24 protein-coding genes are annotated in these 24049 nt (G+C 69.5%); 18 read left to right on the top strand and 6 right to left on the bottom strand.

The window, feature by feature from the left end:
• Nucleotides 1–239: 239 nt before the first annotated feature.
• The 4 genes from VHU88_11220 (at nucleotide 240) to VHU88_11205 (ending at nucleotide 6086) form a co-directional block, all read left to right on the top strand.
• Nucleotides 240–656: a hypothetical protein gene (locus tag VHU88_11220; GenBank protein ID HEX3612247.1), complete on the top strand. Its 417-nt coding sequence runs from the start codon at nucleotides 240–242 to the stop codon at nucleotides 654–656.
• 677 nt (nucleotides 657–1333) lie between these two features.
• A complete protein-coding gene (locus tag VHU88_11215; GenBank protein ID HEX3612246.1) occupies nucleotides 1334–1789 on the top strand; it encodes a pyridoxamine 5'-phosphate oxidase family protein in 456 nt (151 codons plus the stop codon).
• A gap of 41 nt (nucleotides 1790–1830) precedes the next feature.
• Complete coding sequence (locus VHU88_11210; GenBank protein ID HEX3612245.1) at nucleotides 1831–4875, top strand: amino acid adenylation domain-containing protein; 3045 nt, start codon at nucleotides 1831–1833, stop codon at nucleotides 4873–4875.
• The gene (locus VHU88_11205; GenBank protein ID HEX3612244.1) at nucleotides 4872–6086 is read left to right on the top strand and encodes a cytochrome P450; all 1215 of its coding nucleotides are present in this window, start codon (nucleotides 4872–4874) and stop codon (nucleotides 6084–6086) included. The genes VHU88_11210 and VHU88_11205 overlap by 4 nt, the downstream gene beginning before the upstream one ends.
• 14 nt (nucleotides 6087–6100) lie before the next feature.
• Here VHU88_11205 and VHU88_11200 read toward each other — a convergent pair whose 3' ends face one another.
• Together VHU88_11200 and VHU88_11195 are read right to left on the bottom strand one after the other, a co-directional pair.
• On the bottom strand, nucleotides 6101–7033 hold the full coding sequence (locus VHU88_11200) for an ATP-binding cassette domain-containing protein (GenBank protein ID HEX3612243.1): 933 nt from the start codon (nucleotides 7031–7033) through the stop codon (nucleotides 6101–6103).
• A gap of 129 nt (nucleotides 7034–7162) precedes the next feature.
• The gene (locus VHU88_11195) at nucleotides 7163–8056 is read right to left on the bottom strand and encodes a hypothetical protein (protein HEX3612242.1); all 894 of its coding nucleotides are present in this window, start codon (nucleotides 8054–8056) and stop codon (nucleotides 7163–7165) included.
• A gap of 192 nt (nucleotides 8057–8248) precedes the next feature.
• Here VHU88_11195 and VHU88_11190 point away from each other — a divergent pair, with 192 nt between their 5' ends.
• Together VHU88_11190 and VHU88_11185 are read left to right on the top strand one after the other, a co-directional pair.
• Complete coding sequence (locus VHU88_11190; GenBank protein ID HEX3612241.1) at nucleotides 8249–8965, top strand: MgtC/SapB family protein; 717 nt, start codon at nucleotides 8249–8251, stop codon at nucleotides 8963–8965.
• Between the two features lie 56 nt (nucleotides 8966–9021).
• Entirely contained in the window at nucleotides 9022–9729 is a 708-nt protein-coding gene (locus VHU88_11185; protein ID HEX3612240.1) for a maleylpyruvate isomerase family mycothiol-dependent enzyme, read from the top strand.
• A gap of 7 nt (nucleotides 9730–9736) precedes the next feature.
• Here VHU88_11185 and VHU88_11180 read toward each other — a convergent pair whose 3' ends face one another.
• From VHU88_11180 to VHU88_11170, 3 genes are read right to left on the bottom strand one after another with little or no spacing between them, the layout of a single operon-like run.
• The gene (locus VHU88_11180; protein HEX3612239.1) at nucleotides 9737–11434 is read right to left on the bottom strand and encodes an NAD-dependent malic enzyme; all 1698 of its coding nucleotides are present in this window, start codon (nucleotides 11432–11434) and stop codon (nucleotides 9737–9739) included.
• Between the two features lie 43 nt (nucleotides 11435–11477).
• A complete protein-coding gene (locus VHU88_11175) occupies nucleotides 11478–12446 on the bottom strand; it encodes a hypothetical protein (GenBank protein ID HEX3612238.1) in 969 nt (322 codons plus the stop codon).
• 53 nt (nucleotides 12447–12499) lie between these two features.
• Nucleotides 12500–13066, bottom strand: a complete 567-nt coding sequence (locus tag VHU88_11170) for a thioredoxin family protein (protein ID HEX3612237.1) — start codon at nucleotides 13064–13066, stop codon at nucleotides 12500–12502.
• Between the two features lie 136 nt (nucleotides 13067–13202).
• Here VHU88_11170 and VHU88_11165 point away from each other — a divergent pair, with 136 nt between their 5' ends.
• From VHU88_11165 to VHU88_11145, 5 genes are all read left to right on the top strand, one after another.
• Nucleotides 13203–14228, top strand: coding sequence for a 2Fe-2S iron-sulfur cluster binding domain-containing protein (locus VHU88_11165; protein HEX3612236.1), 1026 nt, complete (start codon nucleotides 13203–13205; stop codon nucleotides 14226–14228).
• Nucleotides 14229–14333: 105 nt separating this feature from the next.
• Nucleotides 14334–15923, top strand: a complete 1590-nt coding sequence (locus tag VHU88_11160; protein HEX3612235.1) for a hypothetical protein — start codon at nucleotides 14334–14336, stop codon at nucleotides 15921–15923.
• Nucleotides 15920–16951 carry a hypothetical protein gene (locus VHU88_11155; GenBank protein HEX3612234.1) on the top strand — a complete coding sequence of 344 codons (1032 nt, stop codon included), beginning with the start codon at nucleotides 15920–15922 and terminating at the stop codon, nucleotides 16949–16951. The genes VHU88_11160 and VHU88_11155 overlap by 4 nt, the downstream gene beginning before the upstream one ends.
• A complete protein-coding gene (locus tag VHU88_11150) occupies nucleotides 16948–17268 on the top strand; it encodes an MmoB/DmpM family protein (protein HEX3612233.1) in 321 nt (106 codons plus the stop codon). The genes VHU88_11155 and VHU88_11150 overlap by 4 nt, the downstream gene beginning before the upstream one ends.
• 110 nt (nucleotides 17269–17378) lie before the next feature.
• Nucleotides 17379–17507 carry a hypothetical protein gene (locus VHU88_11145; protein HEX3612232.1) on the top strand — a complete coding sequence of 43 codons (129 nt, stop codon included), beginning with the start codon at nucleotides 17379–17381 and terminating at the stop codon, nucleotides 17505–17507.
• Here VHU88_11145 and VHU88_11140 read toward each other — a convergent pair.
• A complete protein-coding gene (locus VHU88_11140) occupies nucleotides 17491–18126 on the bottom strand; it encodes a TetR/AcrR family transcriptional regulator (GenBank protein ID HEX3612231.1) in 636 nt (211 codons plus the stop codon). The genes VHU88_11145 and VHU88_11140 overlap by 17 nt on opposite strands.
• Before the next feature lie 61 nt (nucleotides 18127–18187).
• On the opposite strand from VHU88_11140, the gene paaA reads away from it, so the two are divergent.
• The 7 genes from paaA to VHU88_11105 all read left to right on the top strand — a co-directional run.
• On the top strand, nucleotides 18188–19129 hold the full coding sequence (gene paaA, locus VHU88_11135; protein HEX3612230.1) for a 1,2-phenylacetyl-CoA epoxidase subunit PaaA: 942 nt from the start codon (nucleotides 18188–18190) through the stop codon (nucleotides 19127–19129).
• Nucleotides 19126–19416 (top strand): 1,2-phenylacetyl-CoA epoxidase subunit PaaB, encoded by a 291-nt coding sequence (gene paaB / locus VHU88_11130; protein HEX3612229.1) that lies wholly within the window; start codon nucleotides 19126–19128, stop codon nucleotides 19414–19416. Before paaA ends, paaB begins: the two co-directional genes overlap by 4 nt.
• Nucleotides 19416–20273, top strand: a complete 858-nt coding sequence (paaC, locus tag VHU88_11125) for a 1,2-phenylacetyl-CoA epoxidase subunit PaaC (protein ID HEX3612228.1) — start codon at nucleotides 19416–19418, stop codon at nucleotides 20271–20273. Before paaB ends, paaC begins: the two co-directional genes overlap by 1 nt.
• A 53-nt stretch (nucleotides 20274–20326) precedes the next feature.
• Nucleotides 20327–20818: a 1,2-phenylacetyl-CoA epoxidase subunit PaaD gene (paaD, locus tag VHU88_11120; GenBank protein ID HEX3612227.1), complete on the top strand. Its 492-nt coding sequence runs from the start codon at nucleotides 20327–20329 to the stop codon at nucleotides 20816–20818.
• Nucleotides 20773–21855: a 1,2-phenylacetyl-CoA epoxidase subunit PaaE gene (gene paaE, locus VHU88_11115; GenBank protein ID HEX3612226.1), complete on the top strand. Its 1083-nt coding sequence runs from the start codon at nucleotides 20773–20775 to the stop codon at nucleotides 21853–21855. The genes paaD and paaE overlap by 46 nt, the downstream gene beginning before the upstream one ends.
• A gap of 12 nt (nucleotides 21856–21867) precedes the next feature.
• Entirely contained in the window at nucleotides 21868–23154 is a 1287-nt protein-coding gene (gene paaK, locus VHU88_11110; protein ID HEX3612225.1) for a phenylacetate--CoA ligase PaaK, read from the top strand.
• Between the two features lie 567 nt (nucleotides 23155–23721).
• Nucleotides 23722–24049 (top strand): hypothetical protein (locus VHU88_11105; protein HEX3612224.1); only part of this gene is annotated, 328 nt, incomplete at its 3' end.

Below are 24049 nucleotides of genomic sequence, written 5' to 3'. Positions count from 1 at the left end.
ACGGAGGCCGTGGACCGAGGTGCGCAAGGTCCTCGGCCCGGCGCTGTCGGCTGGTCCCGGCACATCGTGTCATTAAATCGCTTGCGCAAACATAGGCGCGCGCCGACAGTGAAGACCGGGGCCCCGGGATCGGGCGCTGTGGGCCGAACGGCTTATCCACAACTGACCGAATTGACGGTCCGGACCTCGTCGTGGCTCGGCACGATCTGCCACAAGCGTCCGAACCGGAGGAACCGATCATGTCCGACCTGTCGAAGGTTGCCGCCGACCACGCCTCGGTCACCCGTGGCGGTGCCGAGTCCGGTCCGTTCGAGGCTCAGGTCGCCGCGACCTTCGAGCGCCTCGTCGCAGACTACGTCGACCGCCGGGGCGGCGGTGAACCGGTCAGCCCGGCCGTAGCCGGCGCCGTCTTCGCCGCGATTCTGCCGGTACTGGATTCCGCTGCGGCGACGCCGGAATTCGGCCAGGCCATCGAACGCAGCGCCCGTGAGCGATTCACCGAGCCGGTGTGCCTGCTCCGGGAGCCGCTGGAGGAGATCCTCAACCTGCTTCGCCCTGGCCACATCTGGCAGTTCGGGCCCGGCGCCCAGTCGGTGCTCGGCGTTCCCGCCCAGTTGCCGCGCACTGCCGACGAGCCGGCACCGGCCGGCCGCTGACCGACCCGCACACCGCCCTCCTCCGAAGCACTTCGGCGACCGAGCGTGGCGTGCTGTTTTTCCGGGGGACCGGCGAAGTCCCAGGTCAGGACGGTTCGAAACCGTGACGAAACCCGCGTACCTATAGATATTGCGAGTACGGCTCACAAATCATCCCCAATTCCAGGGGCTCGCCGGTGCACTCTCAACCGGGTTCGTTTCGCAACCTGCCGTGGCCGCATACGGCTCGGCGGGCGGCGTCCTGTCCGCCTGCGACGGCCGTGATCGACTTGTACCCCATATCGCGCCGGCGCCAGGGTATGAATCCGGGAAAATCCGAACAAAACGATCTTCGTCGCGGAGGTCAAACCCGTGGGGCACCGGTAACCTCCCCGTGCGTCGAGGTTGCATCCGTCGAATGGACCGGTATGGCCCACGAGTGGATTCCTCACGGTGCCCCCGTGTGAGTCGTACGTAATATCCGGATGCCGAATCTTCCACGCTCCGGCTGTTTACGATCGCACCCGGCGAAGTGATCATTTCAGGTACGGCGCCTGGCCACGCTTGTGGCCTGGGCAGTTTGCCAGCGCAAGACAAAAGCCAGAAGATGGTTAAAAGCGGCATCTAGGGTCGCAGCAAGCCGGCGCACAGACAATTGCCGGCTACACTGCTTCCGATCTGGATACGGGGTGGTTTAGATGGATCTGCGCATGTCGACCGAGGCGCGTGAGGCGTTTCTCTCCGCCCTCCACGTCGGTGTCCTCGGCATAAATGATCTTAGAGGCACCAGCGCGCCCATGCTCGTCCCGGTTTGGTACGCCTACACCCCTGGTGGGGACGTCGTGATCGAGACCGGGCGAAGCACGGTCAAGGCCGAGTTGATCCGCGCAGCTGGGCGGTTCAGCCTGTGTGTGCAGGACGAGAACGCCCCGTACCGCTACGTCAGCGTCGAGGGACCGGTCACCGACATCGCCGACCCGATCCCCGCCGACGAGCGCCGGAATCTGGCACTCCGGTATCTGGACGCGGAGACTGCCGAAGCATATTTGACTGCAAATAAGCACCAGTTGGTAGAGGACATTCTTGTTCGTATGCGGCCGCAGCGATGGCGGACCGCTGATTTCTCCGCGTTTGCGGCGGAATTCTCCTCCTGATCGGGAATTCGAGAGGAATCAGCACCGTGTTGCGCGACTCAATGCAGGAATTCGGTGACCCCGACTCGGGCGGCATTCTGTCGCCGCCGGGCGGCGGTTGCCTGCACGAGGCGTTCGATGCCGTTGCCGCCCTCCTGGGCAACGCTGTGGCCGGGGTCGACCACGGCCGAACCATCACCTTTGCGCAACTGAAGGTGTTGTCCGATCGGCTGGCCCGTCGGCTTTACGAAGCCGGCGTCTCGCCCGGCGACCGGGTCGGCGTTTGCGGGGGCCGCTCGCTGGACGCCCTTGTTGCATTCCTCGGAATTCTCAAGGCCGGGGCCGCCTATCTGCCGTTGGACGACACCTCGCCACCGCGCCGCTTGCAGGCGATGGCCGAGGAGGCCGGGGTGCAGACGGTGGTGACGCTGCCCGGCAGCGTGGCGCGGGTCCGCCGCATCCGCACGTCCGTCGAGCTTCCGACTGACGGCGGGGGCGGTGTGGGCGACCCGCCGCTGCGCACCGCGGTCACCGACCAGGACTGCGCGTACGTCATGTTCACCTCCGGGTCGACCGGGCGCCCGAAGGCGGTTGCCGTCCCGCACCGCGGCGTGGTCGCGTTGGCCGCCTCGGACGCTGTCCACCAGCGGCCGCGCCCGACCGACCGGGTGCTGCACGGATACAACCTGTCCTCGGACGCGTCCACGATCGAGATCTGGCCGGCGCTGCTGGCCGGGGCGTGCATCGTGATCGCCAACCGCGAGGAACTGCTCTCGCCGACGGCGTTGGAGCAGCGGTTCGTCGAGGACGAGGTCACCGTCGCGTACCTGACGACCTCGGTGTTCCATCACGTGGCCCGGGTGAAGCCGGAAGCCCTGCGTAGGCTGCGTTTCGCCTCCGCCGGCGGTGAGTCGATGGACCCGGCGCTGGCTCGCGCGATCACCGACGCGTGCCCCGGGACCACCGTGGTCAATTTCTACGGGCCCACCGAGAACAGCGTCGTGTCGACGGCCTACATCGTCATGCCGGACCGCGAGCCCCGCAGCCCGATGCCGATCGGCCGCCCGCTCGAGTACGCCACCTGCCACATCGTGCGCCCGGACGGCACCGCGGTTGCCGACGGCGAGGAGGGCGAACTGCTGGTCGGCGGGACCGGTCTGGCGCTGGGCTACATCGGCGATCCCGACCTGACCGCACGAAAGTTCGTCCCGCACCCCACCGAGAGCGACCTGGTGGTCTACCGGACCGGCGACCGGGTGGTGCGCAACGCCGAGGGCGATCTGGAGTACCGGGGCCGCATCGACCGCCAGATCAAGCTGCGAGGTCACCGCATCGAGCTCGAGGAGATCGAGGCCAGACTGCGAGCCGACGACCGAATCGGTGAGGCGATCGTCGACTTCGACGGCCACTCGTTGACCGGCTACGTCACCCCGGCGACGCCGGGCACGCCGATCCCCACCGACGCGGTCCGGGCCGACCTGGCCAAATGGTTGCCCGCGCCCGCGGCGCTGCAGAAGTTGATCGAGGTGCCCCGGCTGCCGGTCAGCGCGGCGGGCAAGGTCGACCGCAAACTGCTCAGTCAGCTGATCGGTCCCGAGACCACGTCGGCCCCGGGCCCGGCTCTCGCGGCCGCGCCGGTCGTGGGCGGTCTGCTCGGGACCCTGGCCCAGATCTGGCAGAACTTCCTGCGCGTGTGGCCGGGCGAGGACGACGACTTCTTCGCGGTCGGCGGCGACTCGCTGCTGGCGGCGCAGGTCGTGACCAGCACCTGCAGCACGTTGGGCATCGACGCCAAGCACGGCACCAGCCTGGTCCGGTGCCTGCTGAACACCCCGACGCTGAAAGGCTTCGCCGCCGCGGTGTCCGCCGTCAACGACGGCGCCACCCTGGCCCAGACGCCCGACGTCGATTTTGCTACCGAGGCCCGCTACGGTTCGCGGCTTCCGGAGCCGGCGGCGGTCTTGGCACATCCGTTCGACCCGCGGCACGTCCTGCTGACCGGGGCGAGCGGCTTCGTCGGCGCCTGGTTGCTGTACAGCCTGATGAACCGGACCGACGCGGTCGTGCACTGCCCGGTCCGGGCGAGCAGCGAGGCGCACGCCGGACAGCGGATCCGGTCCAACCTGGCCCGCTACGGCCTCGAGCGCGCGTGGGACCCGGAGCGGATCCGCTGCTTCCCCGGCGACCTGGCCGCCGCCGAGCTCGCCGAACCGTTGGCCCGGCTGGAGGACAAGCTCGACCTGGTGATCCACTCCGCGGCCCAGGTGAACTTCCTGTACCCGTACGAGGCGCTGCGGCAGGCCAACGTCGAGGCGACCCGCAAGCTGATCCAGCTGGCCGCGCCGCGGCGCGCGCCGGTGCACTTCCTCTCCACGATCGCGACGGTCGCCGGGTTCGGGCTGGCCGGGGTCCACCACGTCACCGAGGAAATGCCGCTGGCCCACCCCGAGCTGCTCACCATGGGTTACGGCGAGAGCAAGTGGGTCGCCGAGGAGGTGCTGCGCGATGCAGCCCGCCAGGGCATGCCGGTGGCGATCTACCGGCCCTACGAGATCATGGGCGACCAGCTGACCGGCGCCTCCAACACCGAGACCGCGATCTGCTCGCTGTTCAAGTACATCGCCGACACCGGTTCGGCCCCGGACATCGCGCTGCCGCTCGACCTGGTCCCCGTCGACTACCTGTCCGACGCGATCGTCCACATCGCCACGACGTGCGAGTCGACCGACCGGACCTACCACCTGACCAACCCGAACCCGGCCTCGCTCACCGACATGCTCGACTGCATGCGCGCTGCCGGGCACCTCATCCAGCAGGTGCCCTACCAGGACTGGGTCATCGACCTCGTCGAGTACGTCTCCCGGCACCCCGACGCACCCACGGCGCCGTTCGTGCCGCTGTGCGTCGACCGCGCCAAGATCGGCGACATGTCGGTCAAGGAGATGTACTTCGAGGGAACCTTCCCCACACTGGGACGCGACAACGTGGAACGTGACCTGGCCGATGCGAAGCTCACCTGTCCGCCGGCCGACACGGCACTGCTGAACCTGTACCTGAACCATTTCCACGCTGCCGGGTACATCACGGTGCCGAGGAGGGTCGCGTGAGCGAGCCGCCGCCGTTGAACGGTGACAGCCTCGAAATGCCGTTGGCACCACAGGGCTCGATGGGACCGCCGGAGGAGTACAGCTGGCTGCGGCAGCAGTGCCCGGTGGCCAAGCTCGACGTGCCGGCCGAGTTCAAGACCACGATGTGGTACGTCACCCGGCACGCCGACGTCGCCGCGCTGCTCAACGAGCCCAAGTGCATCCGGCCCACGATCAACGAGTGGCCGGAGATCGAGGGCCAAAAGGGCCTGCACCAAGGCCGGCCGCTGGTCACGATGATGGAGTTCAACGGCCCGGACCACGTCGCACTGCGCCGAGTCGTCGCGGAGGCGTTCAGTAACCGGAACATCGCGGCCTTCCGGCCGCGCATCCGGGCGATGGCCGAGCAGTTGCTCGACGACCTCGAGGCCGGGCCGCGACCGGGCGACATCGTCCGCGATTTCACCGAGCCGTTCCCACTGCGAGTCATGTGTGAACTGGTCGGGATCCCCTTCGAGGACCGTGACTACTTCCTCCCGATGGCCGACGCCGCGCTCGGCGCGATGCAGACCTGGGAGGAGGGGCGCAGCTTCAGCGACGAGCTGTACCGGTACATCGAGTCGATCGTCGCCCGCAAGCGGCGCGAGCCGGGTGACGACATCCTCAGCCGGGTCGTCCAGGAGTGCGACCGGGGCGCGTTCGGCGAGGAGGCGGTGACCGCCTTCGGGCTGTCGATGCTCGTGGCCGGCTACCGCACCACGACGATGTTCCTGGGCAACTCGCTGGTGCTGCTGCTCTCCGAGCCGAGTCGCTACGCGATGCTGCGGGACAACCGGGCGGTGCTGACGACCGCGGTCGAGGAGCTGCTGCGCTTCATCCCGGTGATGAACGGGATCGTAGTGCTGCTGGCCACCGACGACCTCGAGTTGCAGGGCCGGACGATCCGCCCCGGCGAGGCCGTGCTGCCGGTGATCGCGGCAGCCAACCGCGACGAGACCGTGTTCGCCAAGGCTGATCAGCTGGACCTGACCCGGGTCGACAACCCGCACGTCACCTTCGGCCGGGGCAGCCACAATTGCCTGGCCGCGCTGCTGGCCCGGACCGAGATGCTGGTCGCGCTCGAGGCGATCCTCGACCGATTCCCGGACCTGCGCCTGGCCGACGATCAGCCGGCCACCTGGGACGACACGGCGCCGGCCAAGTCGCCGATCACCCTGCACGTGCAGTGGTGAGCGTCCGGGGGTGTTCAGAGCTCCGACGCCGGATGCCCGGTGAGTGCGAGGAACACGTCGTCCAGCGACGGCGGCCGCACCGAGACGTCGTCGACGGTGATGCCCGCGGCGTCGAGAGCGCGGACGACGGTCGTAGCCATCCCGGCACGTTCCCGTACCGCCGCCTGCAGGCGCAGGCCGTCCGGACTGATCCGGACCCCGCCATCCACGTAGGGCGTGATGATCGCGACCGCGTAGTTGCTCGGGTGGCTCAGCGTGACCTCCAGGCGCGCGGCGCCGGCGGCGTCCTTGAGCTCGATGGGACTGCCTGACGCGATGACCTTGCCATGGTCGATGACGACAATGCGGTCGGCCAGTTCGTCGGCCTCGGCGAGGTACTGGGTGGTGAGCAGCAGGGTGGTCCCCTCGTTCACCAGGCCCTTGATCAGGCTCCAGACCTCGGCGCGAGCACCGGGATCCAGCCCGGTCGTCGGCTCGTCGAGGAACAGCACCCTGGCGTGGGTGACCAAGGTGGCCGCCAGGTCGAGGCGCCGACGCATGCCGCCGGAGTAGGTGCCCAACGGGCGGTCGGCGGCGTCGCGCAGCCCGAATCGCTCCAGCAACTCACCGGCGCGCTGCCGGGCCGCGGCTCGGCCCAGGCAGCTCAGTTCCCCGATCAGCACGAGGTTCTGGCGCCCGGTGAGCACCTCGTCGAGCGTGGTGTCCTGCGCTGTGACCCCGATGCAGGCCCGGACCGCGCCCGCCTGCCGGACTACGTCGAGACCCGCGACCCGTGCCGTCCCCGAGTCGGGCACGGTCAACGTGGTCAGCACCCTGGTGAGCGTGGTCTTGCCGGCTCCGTTGGGGCCGAGCACGCCGAGGACGGATCCGGGCTCGACGAACAGGTCCAACCCGGCCAGCGCGGTCGTGTCCCCGTACCGCTTCGTCAGGCCTTGCGCCTCGATCATCGGTCCGCACATCCCCCTCGCGCCCAACCCCGCAGCACATCTGCCCCATCATGCCGCCGGCCCCGGGCCCGCCGTGGAGCGGGACCGGGGCCGGCGCGCACTGCCGGTTGTGTCTGCCGGTTGTGTTGCTCAGCCGCCGGTGCGGGGCAGGCGCTTGACGTGGGCGCGCGGTGCGCCCTGGTGGGCATAGGCACCATCGACACGGCGTCGCGGAGCGAGCTGGTGACGCGCGGTCGCCTGGTGGCGAGCGGTGGCCTGGGTACGAACTGCGGGCTGGTCAGCCGGCGCCTGGTCCCTGGTGTCTACGGCCGGGGCCGCCGACTGATGGGCCGGGGCGACGGACTGGGCCGCCGGGCCGTCGGCCGGCGTGGCCGGGGCCGGGGCAGCAGCCGGTGCGGCCGGGGCAGCAGCCGGTGCAGCCGGGGGGTTGGCCGGCGCCTGGGCCGGGGTGTTGGCGGCCGAGGCGGCATGCTTCTGCGCCGGGGTCACCGACTCGGTGGTCGGCTGATTCGACTGTTTGGCCGGCGGGTTCGCCGGGGCCGGCGCTGCCTGCTTGTCGTCCTGCTTCGCCGGAGTGTTCGCGACCGTGGCGCGGGCCGGAGCGACGGTGGTGTCCGGCGGGGCCTCGTGCCGGGTGGCGACGGGGCGGCCCTCCTCGACGGGGCGGCCCTCCTCGACGGGGCGCGACTCGGGGCGCGACTCCTGGTGGACCACCGTGTGGCGCGGCTCGGCCGGGGTTTCGTCGCGATGCTCGGCGGCGTCCACGCGGTGGCGCGGGTGATAGGTCGAGGGGTGCACCGGACGCGGCGCGACCTCGGTGTGCACCGGACGGTCGCTCGAGGGCGCCGGCATCACCGGGCACTCGTAGTCGAAGATCCCGCCACCCTGCCGCAGGCAGCCGCTGGCATGGCCGGGCTCACTCGTTGCGGCATCGGCCCGCTGGACATGCCCCCCGACCAGCACGACAGCTGCGGCCAACGTAGCCGTGGTGATCTTGGCCCCACAGCGGAAACGCGAACTCATCCTGACCCCCCAAGTCACAAGCACAACCGGCTGTAACCGGCTGATTGCTGGGAGCAATCATGTCGTGCGAGGTCCACCGACTCCGGAAGCAACACGCTCGGCGCGCCGGGAACATCCGCCGGCCGTCCGTCGACGCCTGAGCAACATCGTGACGGCGGGGGTGTGGGCTCGCGGCTCGGGAAGGCTCCGACCATGCATCACGCGACCGCATCGCTGTGGGGCGGCCCGGGGCAGGGGCCGCGGCAGGTCACGGAACTGATGCTGGCCTTCATCCTCGGCTCAGCGATCGGGCTCGAGCGCGAGCTGCGGGGCAAGAGCGCAGGGCTGCGCACCCAGACCCTGGTGGCCACCGCGGCCGCGCTGCTGATTCTGGTCAGCAAGTACGGGTTCGACGACGTGCTGCGCAATGGACAGGTGGTGCTCGACCCGTCCCGGGTGGCGGCGCAGATCGTTTCCGGGGTCGGCTTCCTCGGCGCCGGACTGATTCTTACCCGGCGGGGCACGGTCCGCGGGCTGACGACTGCGGCCGCGGTGTGGGAGACGGCCGCCGTCGGGATGGCCGCCGGTGGGGGACTGGCCCTGATCGCGATCGTCGTCACCTGCCTGCACTTCGTGGTCGTGTTCGGCTACACGGAGCTGCTGCGCCGCATGCGCCACGGCGACGTCCGCCACGTGCGGTTCGTCGTCCGCTACCGCGACGGCCGCGGAGCACTGCGGCAGGTGATCGGCGCGGCCACGACGGCCGGCTGGCTGGTTCATGACCTGCGGTACGAGGGCGGCGGCGCCGTGGACACCGCGGTCCAGGCTCAGATGGTCCTGACCGGCACGGGTGAACCGACCCAACTGGTGGCGCGGCTCAGCGAGGTGGACGGTGTCGTCGGCGTCGACGCCCTGAACGACGAGGCGTGAGACGCCCGTAGAGTCCGACGCGATTCGACAACTCCGGCGAGCGGAGGGCTTCGGTGATGGACCGTCAGAACGTCGCAGTCACCCTGCCGTGGATGTGGCAGGGCACGGACCTGGTCGCCGCGGTGGTCGCGGATCTGTCCGACGCGCAGACCGCCGGGCGCAGCGCCCTGCCGGGCTGGAGCCGGGGCCACGTGCTGGCACACCTGGCGCGCAACGCCGAAGCGATCGGCCGACTGGTCCACTGGGCCTCCACCGGCGAGGTCACGCCGATGTATCCGGACCTGGCCGGCCGCGCGGCCGACATCGAGGCGAGCGCGCACCAGTCCGCCGATGCCCTGCGCGCCGACTTCGCTGACACCGCACGCGCACTCGACGCAGGGTTCGGCTCGTTGGACGAGCAGGCCTGGCAGGCCATGGTCCGCAGTGCGCTGGGCCGGGAACTGCCCGCCGCGGAACTGCCCTGGATGCGGATCCGCGAGGTCTGGCTCCACGCGATCGACCTGGCTGCCGGGGCGGGCTTCGACGTGATCCCGGCGGATCTGGTCGAGGTGCTCCTGGACGACTCCACTGCGGTCGTCGGCGGGAAGCTGGACTGCCCGCCGGTACTTCTGAGGCCGTCCGACCGCGACCGGACCTGGACGCTCGGCACGGGGGAGACTGCCACGACGGTGACCGGTCCGGCCGCCGAGCTTCTCGCCTGGACGATCGGCCGCCCGCACCGGCTTGCCGGGACAGACCTGCCCGCCCTGCCGGCCTGGTTGTGACGACCAGTCAGATGATGTCGAGAGCCGGGTAGGCCGGCCGCCACATCGCGTCGTGGATCTGCTGCACCAGTTCGGTCAACGGCAGCCGGGCCAGGCCTTCCTCCTGCGCTGTCCGGGCCACCGCGGCGGCGACCGTCGCCGAGACCGCGCGCAGTTGGGTGACCGGTGGCAGCAGAGCCGTGCCGCGCGCGATGCTCGCCAGTGCCCGGGCAGCGGCCATCAGCATCCCGTTGCTGACCCGGCCGGCGCGGGCCACCACCACGCCCAGCCCCAGGCCGGGGAAGATCAGCGCGTTGTTGGCCTGGGAGATCTCGTGGGTGCGGCCGCCGTGCTCGACCGGCGCGAACGGACTGCCGGTCGCCGTGAGCACCCGGCCGGCGGTCCATCGCACCAGGTCCGCCGGCACCGCCTCGGCGCGCGAGGTCGGGTTCGACAGCGGCATGATGATCGGCCGCTCGCAGTGGGCGGCCATCTCCCGCACGATCGCCTCGGTGAATGCGCCTGCCTGTGCCGAGGTGCCGATGAGGATCGTCGGATGCACGTGCCGGACGACTTCGGCCAGACCGAGCGACCCGGTCGATCCCCACCCGGCGACCTCATCCGGCGGTCGGGCGTACGGCGCCTGGAAGTCACGCATGCCCGCGGTCTGGTCGCTGGTCAGCAAGCCGCGGCGGTCCACCGCCCAGAACCGCGCCGTCGCCTCGGCCGGGCTCAGACCTTCGGCGATCATTGCATCGCGCAGCATGTCCGCGATGCCGATGCCGGCCGTCCCGGCACCGTGCACGACGATCCTCGCCTCGCGCAGCCGGGTCCCGGCGGTCTCGGTCGCCGCCCAGGCCGCGGCGAGGACCACCGCCGCGGTGCCCTGCATGTCGTCGTTGAAGGTGCAGCACCGGTCGGCCCAGTTCGCCAGCACGCGGCGGGCGTTGGCCGCGGCAAGGTCCTCCCAGTGCAACATCGCGTAGGGGAACAACTTGGTCGCCGTGGTCACGAAGGCCTCGATGAAGGCGTCGTAGCGTTCGTCCCGGACGCGGGCGTGCCGGATTCCCAGGTAGAAGTCGTCGTTCAGCAGCGCCGGGTTGTCGGTGCCGGTGTCGAGCATCACCGGCAGCGCCCGCAGCGGGTGGACGCCGGCCGCGGCGGTGTAGACCGACAACTTCCCCACCGCGATCTGCTGACCGCCCACGCCCCAGTCGCCGATACCGAGGATGCCCTCGCCGTCGGTGGCGACGATCAGGTCGACGTCGTCGGCAGTCAGGTCGGTGTGCGCCAACCGCTCGTGGACCTCCTCGGGCCGATCGATCGACAGGTAGACACCGCGCGGCCGCTGGTACTCCTGGCTGAACCGTTCGATGGCGGTGCCGATCGTCGGGGTGTAGACGATCGGCAGCATCTCCTCCAGATGGTCGGCGAGCAACCGGTGGAACAGCACCTCGTTGCGGTCGCGCAGATTGCTGAGGTACACGTGCTTGTCCAGGGCTGTCGGTTGGCGGGTGTACTGCCCGTAGACCCGGCGGACCTGACCCTCCAACGTGGAGACGCCGTCGGGCAGGAAGCCGGTCAGTTCCAGGCGCTCACGCTCCTGTTCGGTGAACGCTGTGCCCCGGTTCAGCAGCGCGGGTGCCAGGACATCGCGCCCGCGGGCGCGCACCCGGGCGGTCCAGGTGCCACCGACGTGCACCAGGTCGTACGGCCGGACGGCCACGGGCCTCACCCTCCCTCGACGGCCACCGCGATCTGACGCGCGGTCACCAGGGGCCCATACCCCGTTTCGCCTGAAGGTCCGTCAGATCGGCGACGCCGTAGAAGTCCATGACCTCGCCGGGGCCGGTGCGCCCGTCCTGGTCGGTCCACTCCATGAGCGCGTTGAAGAACACGATGTCCGGCCAGGCCTGCAGCGGGAACGTCGTCCGACCGACGCCGTGCAATCGCCATTCCTTACCGCGGACGTCGGTCAGCGTGAGGTCCTTGGTCGCCGGGTACCAGCCGTCGTGGGTGGTGGTGCCGTGCCCGCCGGTCATCCCGTAGACCTGACCGCCGTCGAGCACGTAGCCGTGGGTCAGCGTCATCGTCGCGGCGCGGTCGGCCGGGTCGTAGGCCAGCATGGCGTGGATCGCCGAGGTCCTCGAGAAGTGCGCGTGCAGCCAGGACAGCGAACTGCGGTGCCGCTCCGGCCGGATGCCCCAACTGTGGTCCCAGGTGGAGACGCACTCGAACGGCATCACCTGCCCGCGCAGCACGACCTGCCCACTGAGCACGCCGGTCTGATCGAAGTGGCCGTTGTAGGCATCGCCCCAGGCCTCGCCGGCCAGCGGGTCCATCGCCGGGTCGTGGATGTCGAACGGGTCCATCAACGCGCGGAACGTGAACTCGATCGACGTGCCCTCGCCGTCGTCGAAGCGGACGTCGTAGACCCGGTTGGGTTCCACGGCCCGCACCGACAGACCGCTCTCCAGCGAGTAGTCGCACAGGTCGAAGTCGGGACCCATCGGCACGTGGGCCTGGAAGTCCCAGTAGTCGCCCTCCCAGACCGCCTGTGCCCGGCGCGAGTTGATCGCGATCATCGTCTGGACCACACCCAGGTTGGTGCGGAACAAGGCGTAGATCGTCACCAGGTAATCGGTACCGGGGATGTGGAATCCCCAGTAGTTGGTCTCGGCCCACGATCGCGACGACGACGACGGGGGGTGCAGTCGGGCATCCTCGGCTCGGATCACCCGGCCAAGTAGACCGGTGGTGGCATCGGTTGTCCACCGTCGAGGATGCGGTTTCAGTTCGGCTGGTTGCCCGGCTTCCACTTGATCCCGCAGCCGGCCGACGGCTGGTGCGGTTCGGGCACCGCCCGCCCGGCCAGGACGTGCTCGACGGCGGCCTGCAGGGTCGCGCCGGTGACCGGGCGGTCCAGGCTCGGCCGCGATTCGTCGAACTGCCCGCGCCAGGCCAGCCTGCGGCCGGCGTCGTACAGGAACAGGTCCGGGGTGCAGGCGGCCCGGTAGGCCGCGGCAACCGACTGTGACTCGTCGAGCAGGTAGGGGAAGCCGAACCCGGCACGTTCGGCCTGCATCCGCAGGCCCGCGGGGCCGTCGTCGGGGTAGGCACCGGTGTCGTTGCTGCAGAGGCCCACTGTGGCCAGGCCGGACCGGGCCAGCTCGGCGATCAGCACACCGAACCGCATCTCGATGTGCTTCACGTACGGGCAGTGATTGCAGATGAACGCGACCAGCAGCGCCGGGGCGGCCGCGAAGTCGTCGAGCCCGACCGGCTTGCCGTCCAGCGAGGGCAGCGAGAAGTCGGGGGCGGGTGTTCCGAGAGCAATCATCTGCGAGCTGACTGGCATGCCTTCGATCATGCCCCAGCCACGGCGGAGTAGTCCGCAAGGAGGAGCGAGCAGTCGATGAACTGCCGGTTGGAGAGGATTCCGGCGGCGCGTTCCGGGTGGTTGGGTATTAAGCCCGCCCGGGATCGGTGGTGCTGTGTACGACATCAGGATCGAGCCGTTCGGCGAGACCTTCGACTGCGGCGAGGACGAGACGATCCTCGCCGCCGCGTTGCGTAACCGCCGCTACCTGCGTTACGGCTGCAAGCACGGTGGCTGCGGGACCTGCAAGGTTCAGGTTCTCGACGGCGACGTGGAGATCACCGCGTCGAACTTCGCACTGCCACCGGCCGAGCGCGACGCGGGCACGATCCTGGTCTGCCAGAGCTACCCGGTCGAGGACTGCATCCTCGACGTCGGCGCGATGAACCTCGACGAGGACGAGTTCCGCCGCGGCGATGCCACCACCAGCCGGGCGATGACGGTGGAGTCGGTGACCGCGCTGACCCACGACATCCGCCGGTTGGTGCTGCGCCACACCCCCGACGGCTCGCTGCCGTTCGTCGCCGGGCAGTTCGTGAACGTGACCGTGCCCGGCACGACCGCGCAACGCTCCTACTCGATGGCCAACGGCTCGGCCGACATCGACCGCATCGAGTTGATCTGCAAGGTGCTGCCCGGCGGGCTGTTCTCCGGCTGGCTCACCGACACCGCCGCACCCGGCGACCCGGTCGAGGTGTCCGGCCCGTTCGGGGCGCTGGCGGTCCGGTTGTCGCACCGGGACCTGGTCATGGTCGCGGGCGGCTCGGGCCTGGCGCCACTGTTGTCGATGCTGATCGACCTGTCCCGCAAGGGCTGCGAGCGGCCGATCAGCCTGTTCTTCGGCGCGCGTACCGCCGCCGACCTCTACGTCACCGAGGAGATCGCGGCCCTGGCCGCCGACCTGCCGCTGACGTTCGTCCCGGTCGTGCAGTTGCCCGATGCGAACTGGGCCGGGGCGACCGGCCTGGTGACGGACGCGTTGGCGGCCGCCCGCGAGTCCTGGTCCTCCTCCGACGCCTACCTGTGCGGGCCTCCCGGGATGATCGACGCCGCTCGTGACCTGCTGGTTGCCCGCGGAGTCCGGCCCCAGAACGTCTACTTCGACGCGTTCGTATCCACCGGGGAAACGGCCGGCGTCTGAACTGTCCGTTCGGACAAAGACGTGACCCACCTCACGTGACACGATCGGCCCTACCGAGTCGTCCCACTCGGCCAACGGCGCACGCCCACGAAACGTGGAGGACGAATGCCATCCCTGGTGCAGGCCCATGACCGCGTCAAGGCCGTCGAGTGGACGCCGTCGTACGTGGAGCACCAGCCGAGGTATCCCACCAGGTACAAGCTGCCGCGCAAGACCAAGGACCCGTTCCGGACGTTGGTGCGCGAGTACCTGACGATGGAGCAGGAGAAGGACGACCGGCAGTACGGCGGCTTCGAGGACGTGCTCTCCCGCACGGCGCGGTCGTCCGACGCGGACCTGGGTTGGCTGGAGGGCCTGAAGCTGGCCCTGCCGATCGTGGTCTACGCCGAGTACGGCGCGGAGAAGTGCCAGTCGATGCTGGTCGACACCGTCGACAACGCCGAACTGCGGGCCGGCTACCTCGCGCAGGCGATGGACGAGCGGCGCCACCTGAACCAGCAGATGTACCTGCTGCGGCACTTCGCGAAGAACGCCGCCGACCCGGCCGGGTTCGACCGCGGCATGAAGGTCCGGGGGGACAACATCTTCGCCCGCGCCGGGCGGGTGTGCTTCGACAACTTCTACGTCAACGACCCGATCGAGTGCGCGATCAGCCTGCAGGTGATCGGCGAGACCGCCTACACCAACCCGCTGTTCGTCGCCTTGACGCAGGTGGCCGCGCTGAACGGCGACCACGCCACGCCGGGCGTGTTCCTGTCGATCCAGTCCGACGAGGCCCGGCACATGGCCAACGGCTACGCCACCCTGGCGACCGTGCTGTCCGAGCCGGACAACCTGCCGATGCTGCAGCAGGACTTCGACCGCTCGTTCTGGAAGCAGCACGTGTTCCTCGACCCGCTGATCAGCGTGCTGTTCGACTACTTCGGCCGCGGCAAGATGAACAAGTGCTACTACAAGCTCTGGGAGGAATGGGTCGCCGACGACTGGGTCGGCAACTACATCGGCACCCTGGAGCCGTTCGGCCTGCAGGTCCCGAAGTACTTCGGTGAGGCCGCCGAACGCCTGAAGTGGTCCGGGCACACCGCGGCGATGGTGGCCGCCGCGTCCTGGCCGTTGCACTACTGGCGGTGGCCCAGCATGACCCCGCAGCACATGGAGTGGATGGAGAACCAGTACCCGGGTTGGTACGACATCTACGGGCAGTTCTGGGAGGCGTTCAGCTGCCTCGAGGACCCGAGCATGGAGATGATCCCGCTCCAGGGCCTGTCGCAGCGGCCGTTCTTCTGCCGCACCTGCGCGCTGCCGTGCGTGTTCCCGAAGATCGACGAGTCAACCGAGCGGGTTCGGCAGTACAACGGGCGCAACCACGCCTTCTGCTCGAACGCCTGCGAGGAGATCTTCTGCCAGCAGCCCGAGCGCTACGAGGCCACGATCCTGTGGGACGAACTGTGGGACGGCACCAGCCTGGAGGAGTTCGTCGTCACCCGCGATCTGCTGCGCGCGGACGGCAAGACCCTGATCGCGCAACCGCACACCCGGGACGACTCGCACATGTGGACCGTCGATGACGTCGCCCGGCTGAACTTCGAGATCACCGACCCGATCAAGGACGTGAAGGACGCACCCGAGCTGGTCAAGCAACCCGATGGCACGCTCGTCCTGAAGACCGACGAGTTGGTCGGGACCGGGGCATGACCGTCCCGGCGCCGGCGAAACAGGCGCGGGACTTCACCTACATCAACTCCCGCAAGAAGCGCCCGAGCGAGTACGAGGCGGTCAACCTCCACGTCCAACCGAAGCTGGGCAACTGGTGGGACAAGGGCAACTCCTACCTGCGCACCCCCGACGGCCGCCCGGGGTTCATCGAGGAATCCACGCTGCTGCGCCACCCGGACTGGCACGACTTCCGCGACCCGTCCGCGTTGTGGCAGCGCCCGTACATGCGGATGCAGGCCGAGCAGGAACGGGCGATCGACCGGCTCACCGTCGACGTGGCGCCCTGCGCCGCGACCGACATCGACCCGGTCTGGCGCGACGCGGTCCTGCGCGACCACTACGCGGTGTGGTCCTTCGTCGAGTACGGCCTCTACCGGGGCATGTTCTCGGCCTCGCGCGAAGGCCTGTCCGACACAGTTGTCGCCTCGATGCTTTTCGAGACCTTCGACCGGGCCCGGCACTCCCAGGACATCGTGCACTGGCTGCTGGCCCTCGAGGAGACCGTGCCCGGCTTCGACTCCACCGGGGCCAAGCAGGCCTGGCTGGAGTCCGAGCGCTACCAACCGCTGCGTCAGGTCGTCGAGGAGATCTGCTTCGGGGTCAAGGATTGGGGCGAGACGATCGTCGCGATCAACCTCTGCTTCGACCCCATCGTCTCCCAAGTCGCAGTGAGCCGTCTGCTGCGGCACGCGCCGTTCCACGGCGACGTGGTCACCAAGCTCATCACGGCCTCCTTCGACCGTGACCGGGCCCGGGAGGCCGACTGGACGGCCGAGTTCGTCCGGATGATCACCGCCGACGGTGTCCCGGCGGCAATGGACAACCGGCGGACAGTCACCGAGTGGGTCGCCCGGTGGACCCCACGGGTCGTCGAGGCGACCCGGCCGCTGGTCGAGGTCTACGCGGCCGTACCCCGGCTTGCCGGGGTCTTCGGCGACACCCTGACCCAGGCCGTCGAGGCGGCGCACGAGACCGCCGTCGGCCTCGGCGTGGCAGGTGCCCGATGACCCCGACGGACCAGGGCTTCCGCACGGTGCTGGTCCTGATGAAGGGCAGCGCCGCCGACGCCACCATCGACGCCCTGGAGAGCAGCGGCCAGGACGTTGTGATCACCGATGAGGGCCCGTACTGGAAGATCCAGGGCCGCGGCGACATCGTGGTCGACATGGCCGCGGTCGAGGCCGAACTCGGCGCCCCCATCACGCTGGCCAACTGGCTGGTCACCATGACCAGCTTCGTCGGCTACGCCGACAAGAGCGAGACCCAATTCAGCGTTCACGCCGAGCGTGGCGCGGCGGTGAATCGGGTACAGCCCGCGCGCTGATCCGAGGAATCGGGGCCACGGGTGACAAAACCCACTGGCTGCCTCGATTGCGTGGGCGCACCTTGGGAGAGGCAGCACATCACCTGTCCTGAGGTTCCCAGGAGTTGCTCATGTTTCTGCTCAACCTGCTCAGCAGCATCCTCAACGCGATCTTCTCGGCCGCGGGCGGCCTGCTCGGCGGCGGCCATCTGATCAGCTGCGTGATCAATCAGGGCTGCACGATCATCCCGGCCGGCTGAGCCCGCGCCGCAGGCCGTCGAAGGCCACCGCGCACACCGCGTCGGCCAGTTCCGGCCCGGGCGGCCGCCGGCCGGGTCGGTACCACTCCACGGTCGAGTTGACCAGCCCGAACAGCAGTCGCGCGGTCACCGTGGGGTCGACATCGGGGCGGATGTCGCCCTCCTGCTCGGCCTGCCGCACCAGCCCGGCCACCAGGCGGTCGAACGCGCGGCGCCGAGCCAGGGCGTGGCGCTCCACCTCGGTGTTGCCGCGGACCCGCAGGAGCAACGTCACGTAGGGCAGCCGGTCCTGCAGGACCGCGACCGCCCCGCGGACCAGCACCTGGAGACGCTCGATGGCCGGGGCGTCGGTGGCGCGGGCCGCCTCGGCCGCCTCGGCCCAACCGTCCAGGGCCCGGTCCAGCGCCATTCGCAGCAGTTCTTCCTTGCCGGAGACGTGGTGGTAGATCGCCGACTTGGCGACCCCGAGCCGCCCGGCCAGGTCCTCCATGCTGGTGCCGTCGTAGCCGCGTTCGTTGAACACCTCGACCGCGGCCGCCAGCACCGACTCGAGGTCGTGCCCGGGCCGCCCCCGGCGACGCGGAGCACCGCCCGCCATGGATGTCTGGTCAACCCGCACCGGGTTAGGATAACTTACCGAATGATCGGTATGTAAATGCCGACGGGAAGGGGCCCGCCGCATGACGAGCGTTGCCGCCGAGGCGGAGCTGTCCGGGCACTTCGAGGACACGATCGCGCACGACAAGCGGATCGAACCGCGCGACTGGATGCCCGAGGCCTACCGGGCCACGATGATCCGGCAGATCGCGCAGCACGCGCACTCCGAGATCATCGGCATGCAGCCGGAAGCCAACTGGATCACCCGTGCCCCGTCGCTGCGCCGCAAGGCGATCCTGATCGCCAAGGTCCAGGACGAGGCCGGGCACGGCATGTACCTGTACAGCGCCGCCGAGACCCTGGGCGCCGATCGGACCGACATGACCGAGAAGTTGCTGACCGGGCGTCAGAAGTACTCCTCGATCTTCAACTACCCGACGCTGACCTACGCGGACGTCGGCGTGATCGGCTGGCTGGTCGACGGTGCCGCGATCTGCAACCAGGTGCCGCTGTGCCGCTCCTCCTACGGCCCCTACGCCCGGGCGATGATCCGGGTCTGCAAGGAGGAGTCGTTCCACCAGCGGCAGGGCTACGAGCTGCTGCTGACGATGATGCGGGGCACCGCGGCGCAGCAGGAGATGGTCCAGGACGCCACCGACCGGTTCTGGTGGCCCTCGCTGATGATGTTCGGCCCGCCGGACGACCGTTCACCGAACACCGCGCAGTCCATGGCCTGGGGCGTCAAGCGGCACACCAACGACGAACTGCGGCAACGGTTCGTCGACATGACCGTCCCGCAGGCGGAGAAGCTCGGCATCACGCTGCCCGACCCGGGCCTGGTGTGGAACTCCGACCGCGGGCACTACGACTTCGGAGAGGTCGACTGGACGGAGTTCGACGCGGTGCTGAAGGGAAACGGACCGTGCAACGCCCAGCGCATCGCGGCCCGACGGGCCGCACACGAGGACGGCGCCTGGGTCCGCGAGGCCGCGTCCGCGCACGCCGCGAAACGGGGCCCGGCATGAGCCCGCGTTCGGACTGGCCGCTGTTCGAGGTATTCCTGCGCGGTAAGCGCGGGCTGAACCACGTGCACGTCGGCAGCCTGCACGCTGCCGACCCGGAGATGGCCCTGCGCCACGCCCGCGACCTTTACACCCGACGCAACGAGGGGGTCAGCATCTGGGTCGTGGCCGCCGCCGACATCCTCGCGTCGAGCCCGGACGAGAAGGACCCGTTCTTCGCCCCGTCCGGCGACAAGGTCTACCGGCACCCCACGTTCTACGCCATCCCCGACGACGTTCCGCATATGTGATGGACAGTCACGACGAGAATCCGTACGACCTGCTGGCCATCGAGGCCGACGGGTCGGAGCGCTGGGCCTTCGGAACCGGGTTCTCGGACCCGCTCGAGGGCATCGACGCAGGAGTCCCGGCCGGCCTCGACCCCGCCGCCTTGGCCCGGTACTGCCTGGCGCTCGGGGACGACGCCCTGATCTACAGCCATCGACTGACCCAGTGGATGACCCGGATGCCGGAACTGGAGGAGGAGACCGCGCTGGCCAACGTCGCGCTGGACCTGCTCGGCCAGGCGCGGATGCTGCTGAGTCGGGCGGGCGGGATCCTCGGCCGGACCGAGGACGAACTGGCGTTCCTGCGCACTGAGCCGGAGTTCCGCAACGTCCGACTGGCCGAACGCAGCGACGCCGACTTCGCGGATCTGATGGCCCGTCTGTTCGTGTTCTCGGTCTGGCGTCTTGAGCTCTTCGAGGCGCTGACCACCGCACCCGACCACCTGCTGGCGGCGATCACGGCCAAGGGCGTCAAGGAACTGGCCTACCACCGCGATTACGCGGCCGGCTGGGTGGTGCGCCTGGGCGACGGGACCGAGTTGTCGCACCGCCGGATGCAGCGGGCGTTGGACGAGGTGTGGCCGCTGGTGGACGAATTGTTCCGACCCGACGCGCATGCGCTCGCGGTGGCGTCGCGAGCGGCGTTCGACGCCACTCTGGACACGGTGCTTGCGACGGCTGGGCTGGCACGCCCGGAACTTGCCGGACTGGCCGGCGTCGGCGGTCGATTCGGTCGCGACGGCGTGCACACCGAGGCGATGGGCTACGCGCTCGCCGAGATGCAGTCCGTGGCGCGCGAGTACCCGGGCGCAACGTGGTGAGCGACTGCGACGAGCGAGGAACGAGTGAGGAGCACAAGCGAACATCTGCAGTGGTGGTGACATCCCGAACCGCGTGGGAGGTCGCCGCGGCCACTCCGGATCCGGAGCTGCCCAATCTCACCGTCGCCGACCTCGGGATCCTGCGTTCGGTCGAACAGACCGCCGACGCGCTCGTTGTCACGATCACCCCGACCTGGAGCGGGTGCCCGGCGATGCATGAGATCGGTGCGGACCTGCGTGCCCGGCTGAACCGTGCCGGGTGGGCCGACGTGGTCGTGCGGACGGCCCTGGCGCCGCCCTGGACCACCGACTGGATCACCCCGGAGGGCCACGAGAAGCTGCGCAGCGCCGGGATCGCCCCGCCGGGTCCGGCGCGCACCGGGCCGGTGGCGCTGACGCTGGGGAGCGGCCCGGACCCGGTGCCGTGCCCGAACTGTGGCGCTGCGGACACCGAGCGCACCGCGGAGTTCGGCGCCACCGCCTGCAAGGCGCTGTACCGCTGCCGGTCCTGCCGGGAGCCGTTCGAGGCGGTGAAGCCGTTCTGAGATTCCATCGGCTTACGGTCGAGACGATCGACCGGCTGACCGACGACTCGGCCGCGATCACCTTCCACGTCCCGCCCGAGGCAGCTGCGGAGTTCGCGTTCGCGGCCGGGCAGAGCCTCACCGTGTGCCGCGGCGCCGAGCGACGCTCGTACTCGATCTGTGCCCCGGTCGGGGCCGCGCCCCGGATCGGGGTCCGCGAGGTGCCCGGCGGCGCCGTGTCCGGGTGGCTGATCCACGACCTGCATCCGGGCTACGTTCTCGACGTCGCGCCCCCGGCGGGCTCGTTCACGCCTGACCTCGAGGACCCGGGGCAGCACGTGCTGATCGCAGCCGGCTCGGGGATCACGCCGATGCTCTCCATCGCCGCCTCGGTGCTGTCGGCCGACCCGAGTTCCCGGATCACGCTGATCTACGGCAACCGGCGCTCGGACACGGTGATGTTCGCCGACGAGGTCGCGGACCTGAAGGACGCCTACCCGACCCGAATGCAGTTGGTGCACGTGCTTTCCCGTGAACCGCAGGAGGTGGAGCTGTTCAACGGGCGCCTGGACGCGGCGAAACTTGCTTCGCTGCTCCCGGTCGTCGTGGACGTGCCGGCCGTCGACCACTGGTGGTTGTGCGGCCCATTCGGGATGGTCACCGACGCGATCGACCTGCTGCGCGCCTCCGGCGTGCCGGACCGCTCCATCCACCGTGAGCTGTTCTGGGTCGGTGAGGATCCGCCGATCGAGGTCACACACGTTGATGCCGCGGTCACTGACGGCGCCGCGGTCACCGTGATCCTGGACGGGCGGGCCACGACCTTCCAACTCCCGGCCGGGATGGCAGTGCTCGACGGTGCCCAACGGGTGCGGCCGGACCTGCCGTTCGCCTGCAAGGGCGGGGTGTGCGGCACGTGCCGAGCCCGGTTGGTGGCCGGCGAGGCGACCATGCGACGCAACTACGCGCTGGAGGAGAAGGAGGTTGCCGCCGGTCAGGTGCTGACCTGCCAGACGCACCCGGTCTCCGACGCGATCGCCGTCGACTTCGACGTCTGAGGCAGGACTGCAGTGACGGCAGAACTGGATCCGATCGAAACGGCATCGATCGACGAACTGCGCGAGCTCCAGCTGGGCCGATTGCAGTGGTCGCTGCGCCATGCCTTCGACAACGTCCCGCACTACCGCGCCGCGTTCACCGCGGCCGGGGTACATCCCGACGACTGCCGGGAACTGGCCGACCTGGCGGCGTTCCCGTTCACCGCAAAGGCCGACTTGCGCGCGAATTATCCGTTCGGGATGTTCGCTGTACCGCGGGAGCAGGTGGCCCGGGTGCACGCTTCGTCCGGCACTACCGGGCGGGCCACCGTGGTCGGCTACACCTCCGGTGATCTCGACGTGTGGGCCACGGTGATGGCCCGCTCGATCCGGGCCGCCGGCGGGCGCCCGGGCCACCTCGTCCACAACGCCTACGGATACGGCCTGTTCACCGGAGGACTGGGCGCGCACTACGGCGCGGAGCGTCTCGGTTGCACGGTGGTCCCGATCTCGGGGGGTATGACGGAGCGTCAGGTCTCTTTGATCCGTGACTTCTGCCCCGACCTCATCATGGTCACGCCGTCGTACCTGCTGGCGATCCTCGACGAGATGGAACGGCAGGGCCTGGACCCGGCCGGGTGCTCGCTGCGCTACGCGATCCTTGGCGCCGAGCCGTGGACCGAGGCGATGCGCACCGAGATCGAGACCCGCCTCGGCGTCTGGGCCACCGACATCTACGGGCTGTCCGAGGTGATCGGCCCCGGCGTCGCGCAGGAGGTCGTCGAGTCCAAGGACGGCCTGCACATCTGGGAGGACCACTTCTACCCGGAGATTGTCGATCCGGTCACCGGCGCCGTTGCGCCCGAAGGTTCGGTCGGGGAACTGGTGTTCACCTCGCTGACGAAGCAAGCCATGCCGATCGTCCGCTACCGCACCCGCGACCTGACCCGACTGCTTCCCGGCACTGCGCGCCCGATGCGCCGAATGGAACGGATCACCGGCCGGACCGACGACATGATCATCCTGCGCGGGGTGAACCTGTTCCCGACGCAGATCGAAGAGTTGATCCTGCGCTCACCGGCGCTCGCGCCGCACTTCCAGCTCCACCTGTCCCGGGCCGGTCGCATGGACCAGCTGACCGTGCATGTCGAACGACGCACGGACGTCTCCGCGGCGCTCGCCCAGGCCGCCGGCACCGATCTGGTGACGTCGATCAAGGAGACGATCGGGGTGAGCGTCACCGCGCTGGTCCGGGACCCGGGGGAGGTGGAGCGCTCCGCCGGGAAGATGCGGCGGGTCATCGACCTGCGAGAGGGCTGAACGCGCGGCCGGAACGCGGCTGGCGTTGTCGTGGTTGGGCGCCGTTTGCAGCGGTGCGGCGCGTTGGGGTTGGGCGCCGCCGTTACGGCACCCGGATGTAGCGCGCTCCTGGATGCCGCCGGGGTTGTGCAGGCCTGCCGGCCGGTTGTGTCGCGCGCTGCATCCGGATCGATGTCGTTGGTGGGCGCCGTTGTATCGACTCTGCTGGGTGCGGATTTGGTGGTTGCGGTTCAAGCGCCATTACGAAGAAGCGGGAACGGACCGCAACCGATCGGGAGATCCGTCGCTCGTCGGTCAGCGGGTTCCAAGGCCGGTACGGGTGACTGCAGAATCACTTACGGCGGGCGGCCACGGGCAGTTCGATCCGGATCCAGCGGGCCGGCGTGGGCCGTCAAGGGCAGACCGCACCTCGTGCGGCCCGGCCGAAGTGCGCTGGATCCGGGCTCCGTAACGGCGCGCAACCACGACGGACGCACCGCTCGACACCGGCCCAGGCCACCGGAAAAGAGATCCGGGTAATCTCTGTTTTCCCTTGCAGAGATGAGAAAACTCGACGAGAATAGTCTCATGTCGAACACCAGTTCGAACCGACTCATGTCGGTCGAGGAGGCCCTGGACTGGCTCGCGGCCACCGCCGACGAGACCACCTGGACCGGCGCGGCCACCGACGGCACCGACGTGCTGGCCCGCATCGGGCTGATCGAGCGGCAGATCGCGATGCTGCACGGCGAGCAGGTGCTGGCCATGGCCGAACGGGTCGCGGACTCCCTGGACCGGCACGAGGCGGAGCGCCCCGCCTGGGTGGACCCGCAGACCTGGGAGCAGTCCCAGGAGTTGGACTTCGCCGAGCGTTCGGCCTACGCCGAGGTCGCCCTGGAGTTGGGCCTGGCTGATC

The sequence above is a fragment of the Sporichthyaceae bacterium genome, assembly GCA_036269075.1.
GTDB lineage: Bacteria > Actinomycetota > Actinomycetes > Sporichthyales > Sporichthyaceae > DASQPJ01.
The sequence above is the reverse complement of the archived record's forward strand: the minus strand, read 5'-3'. Positions and strand labels throughout refer to the sequence as shown.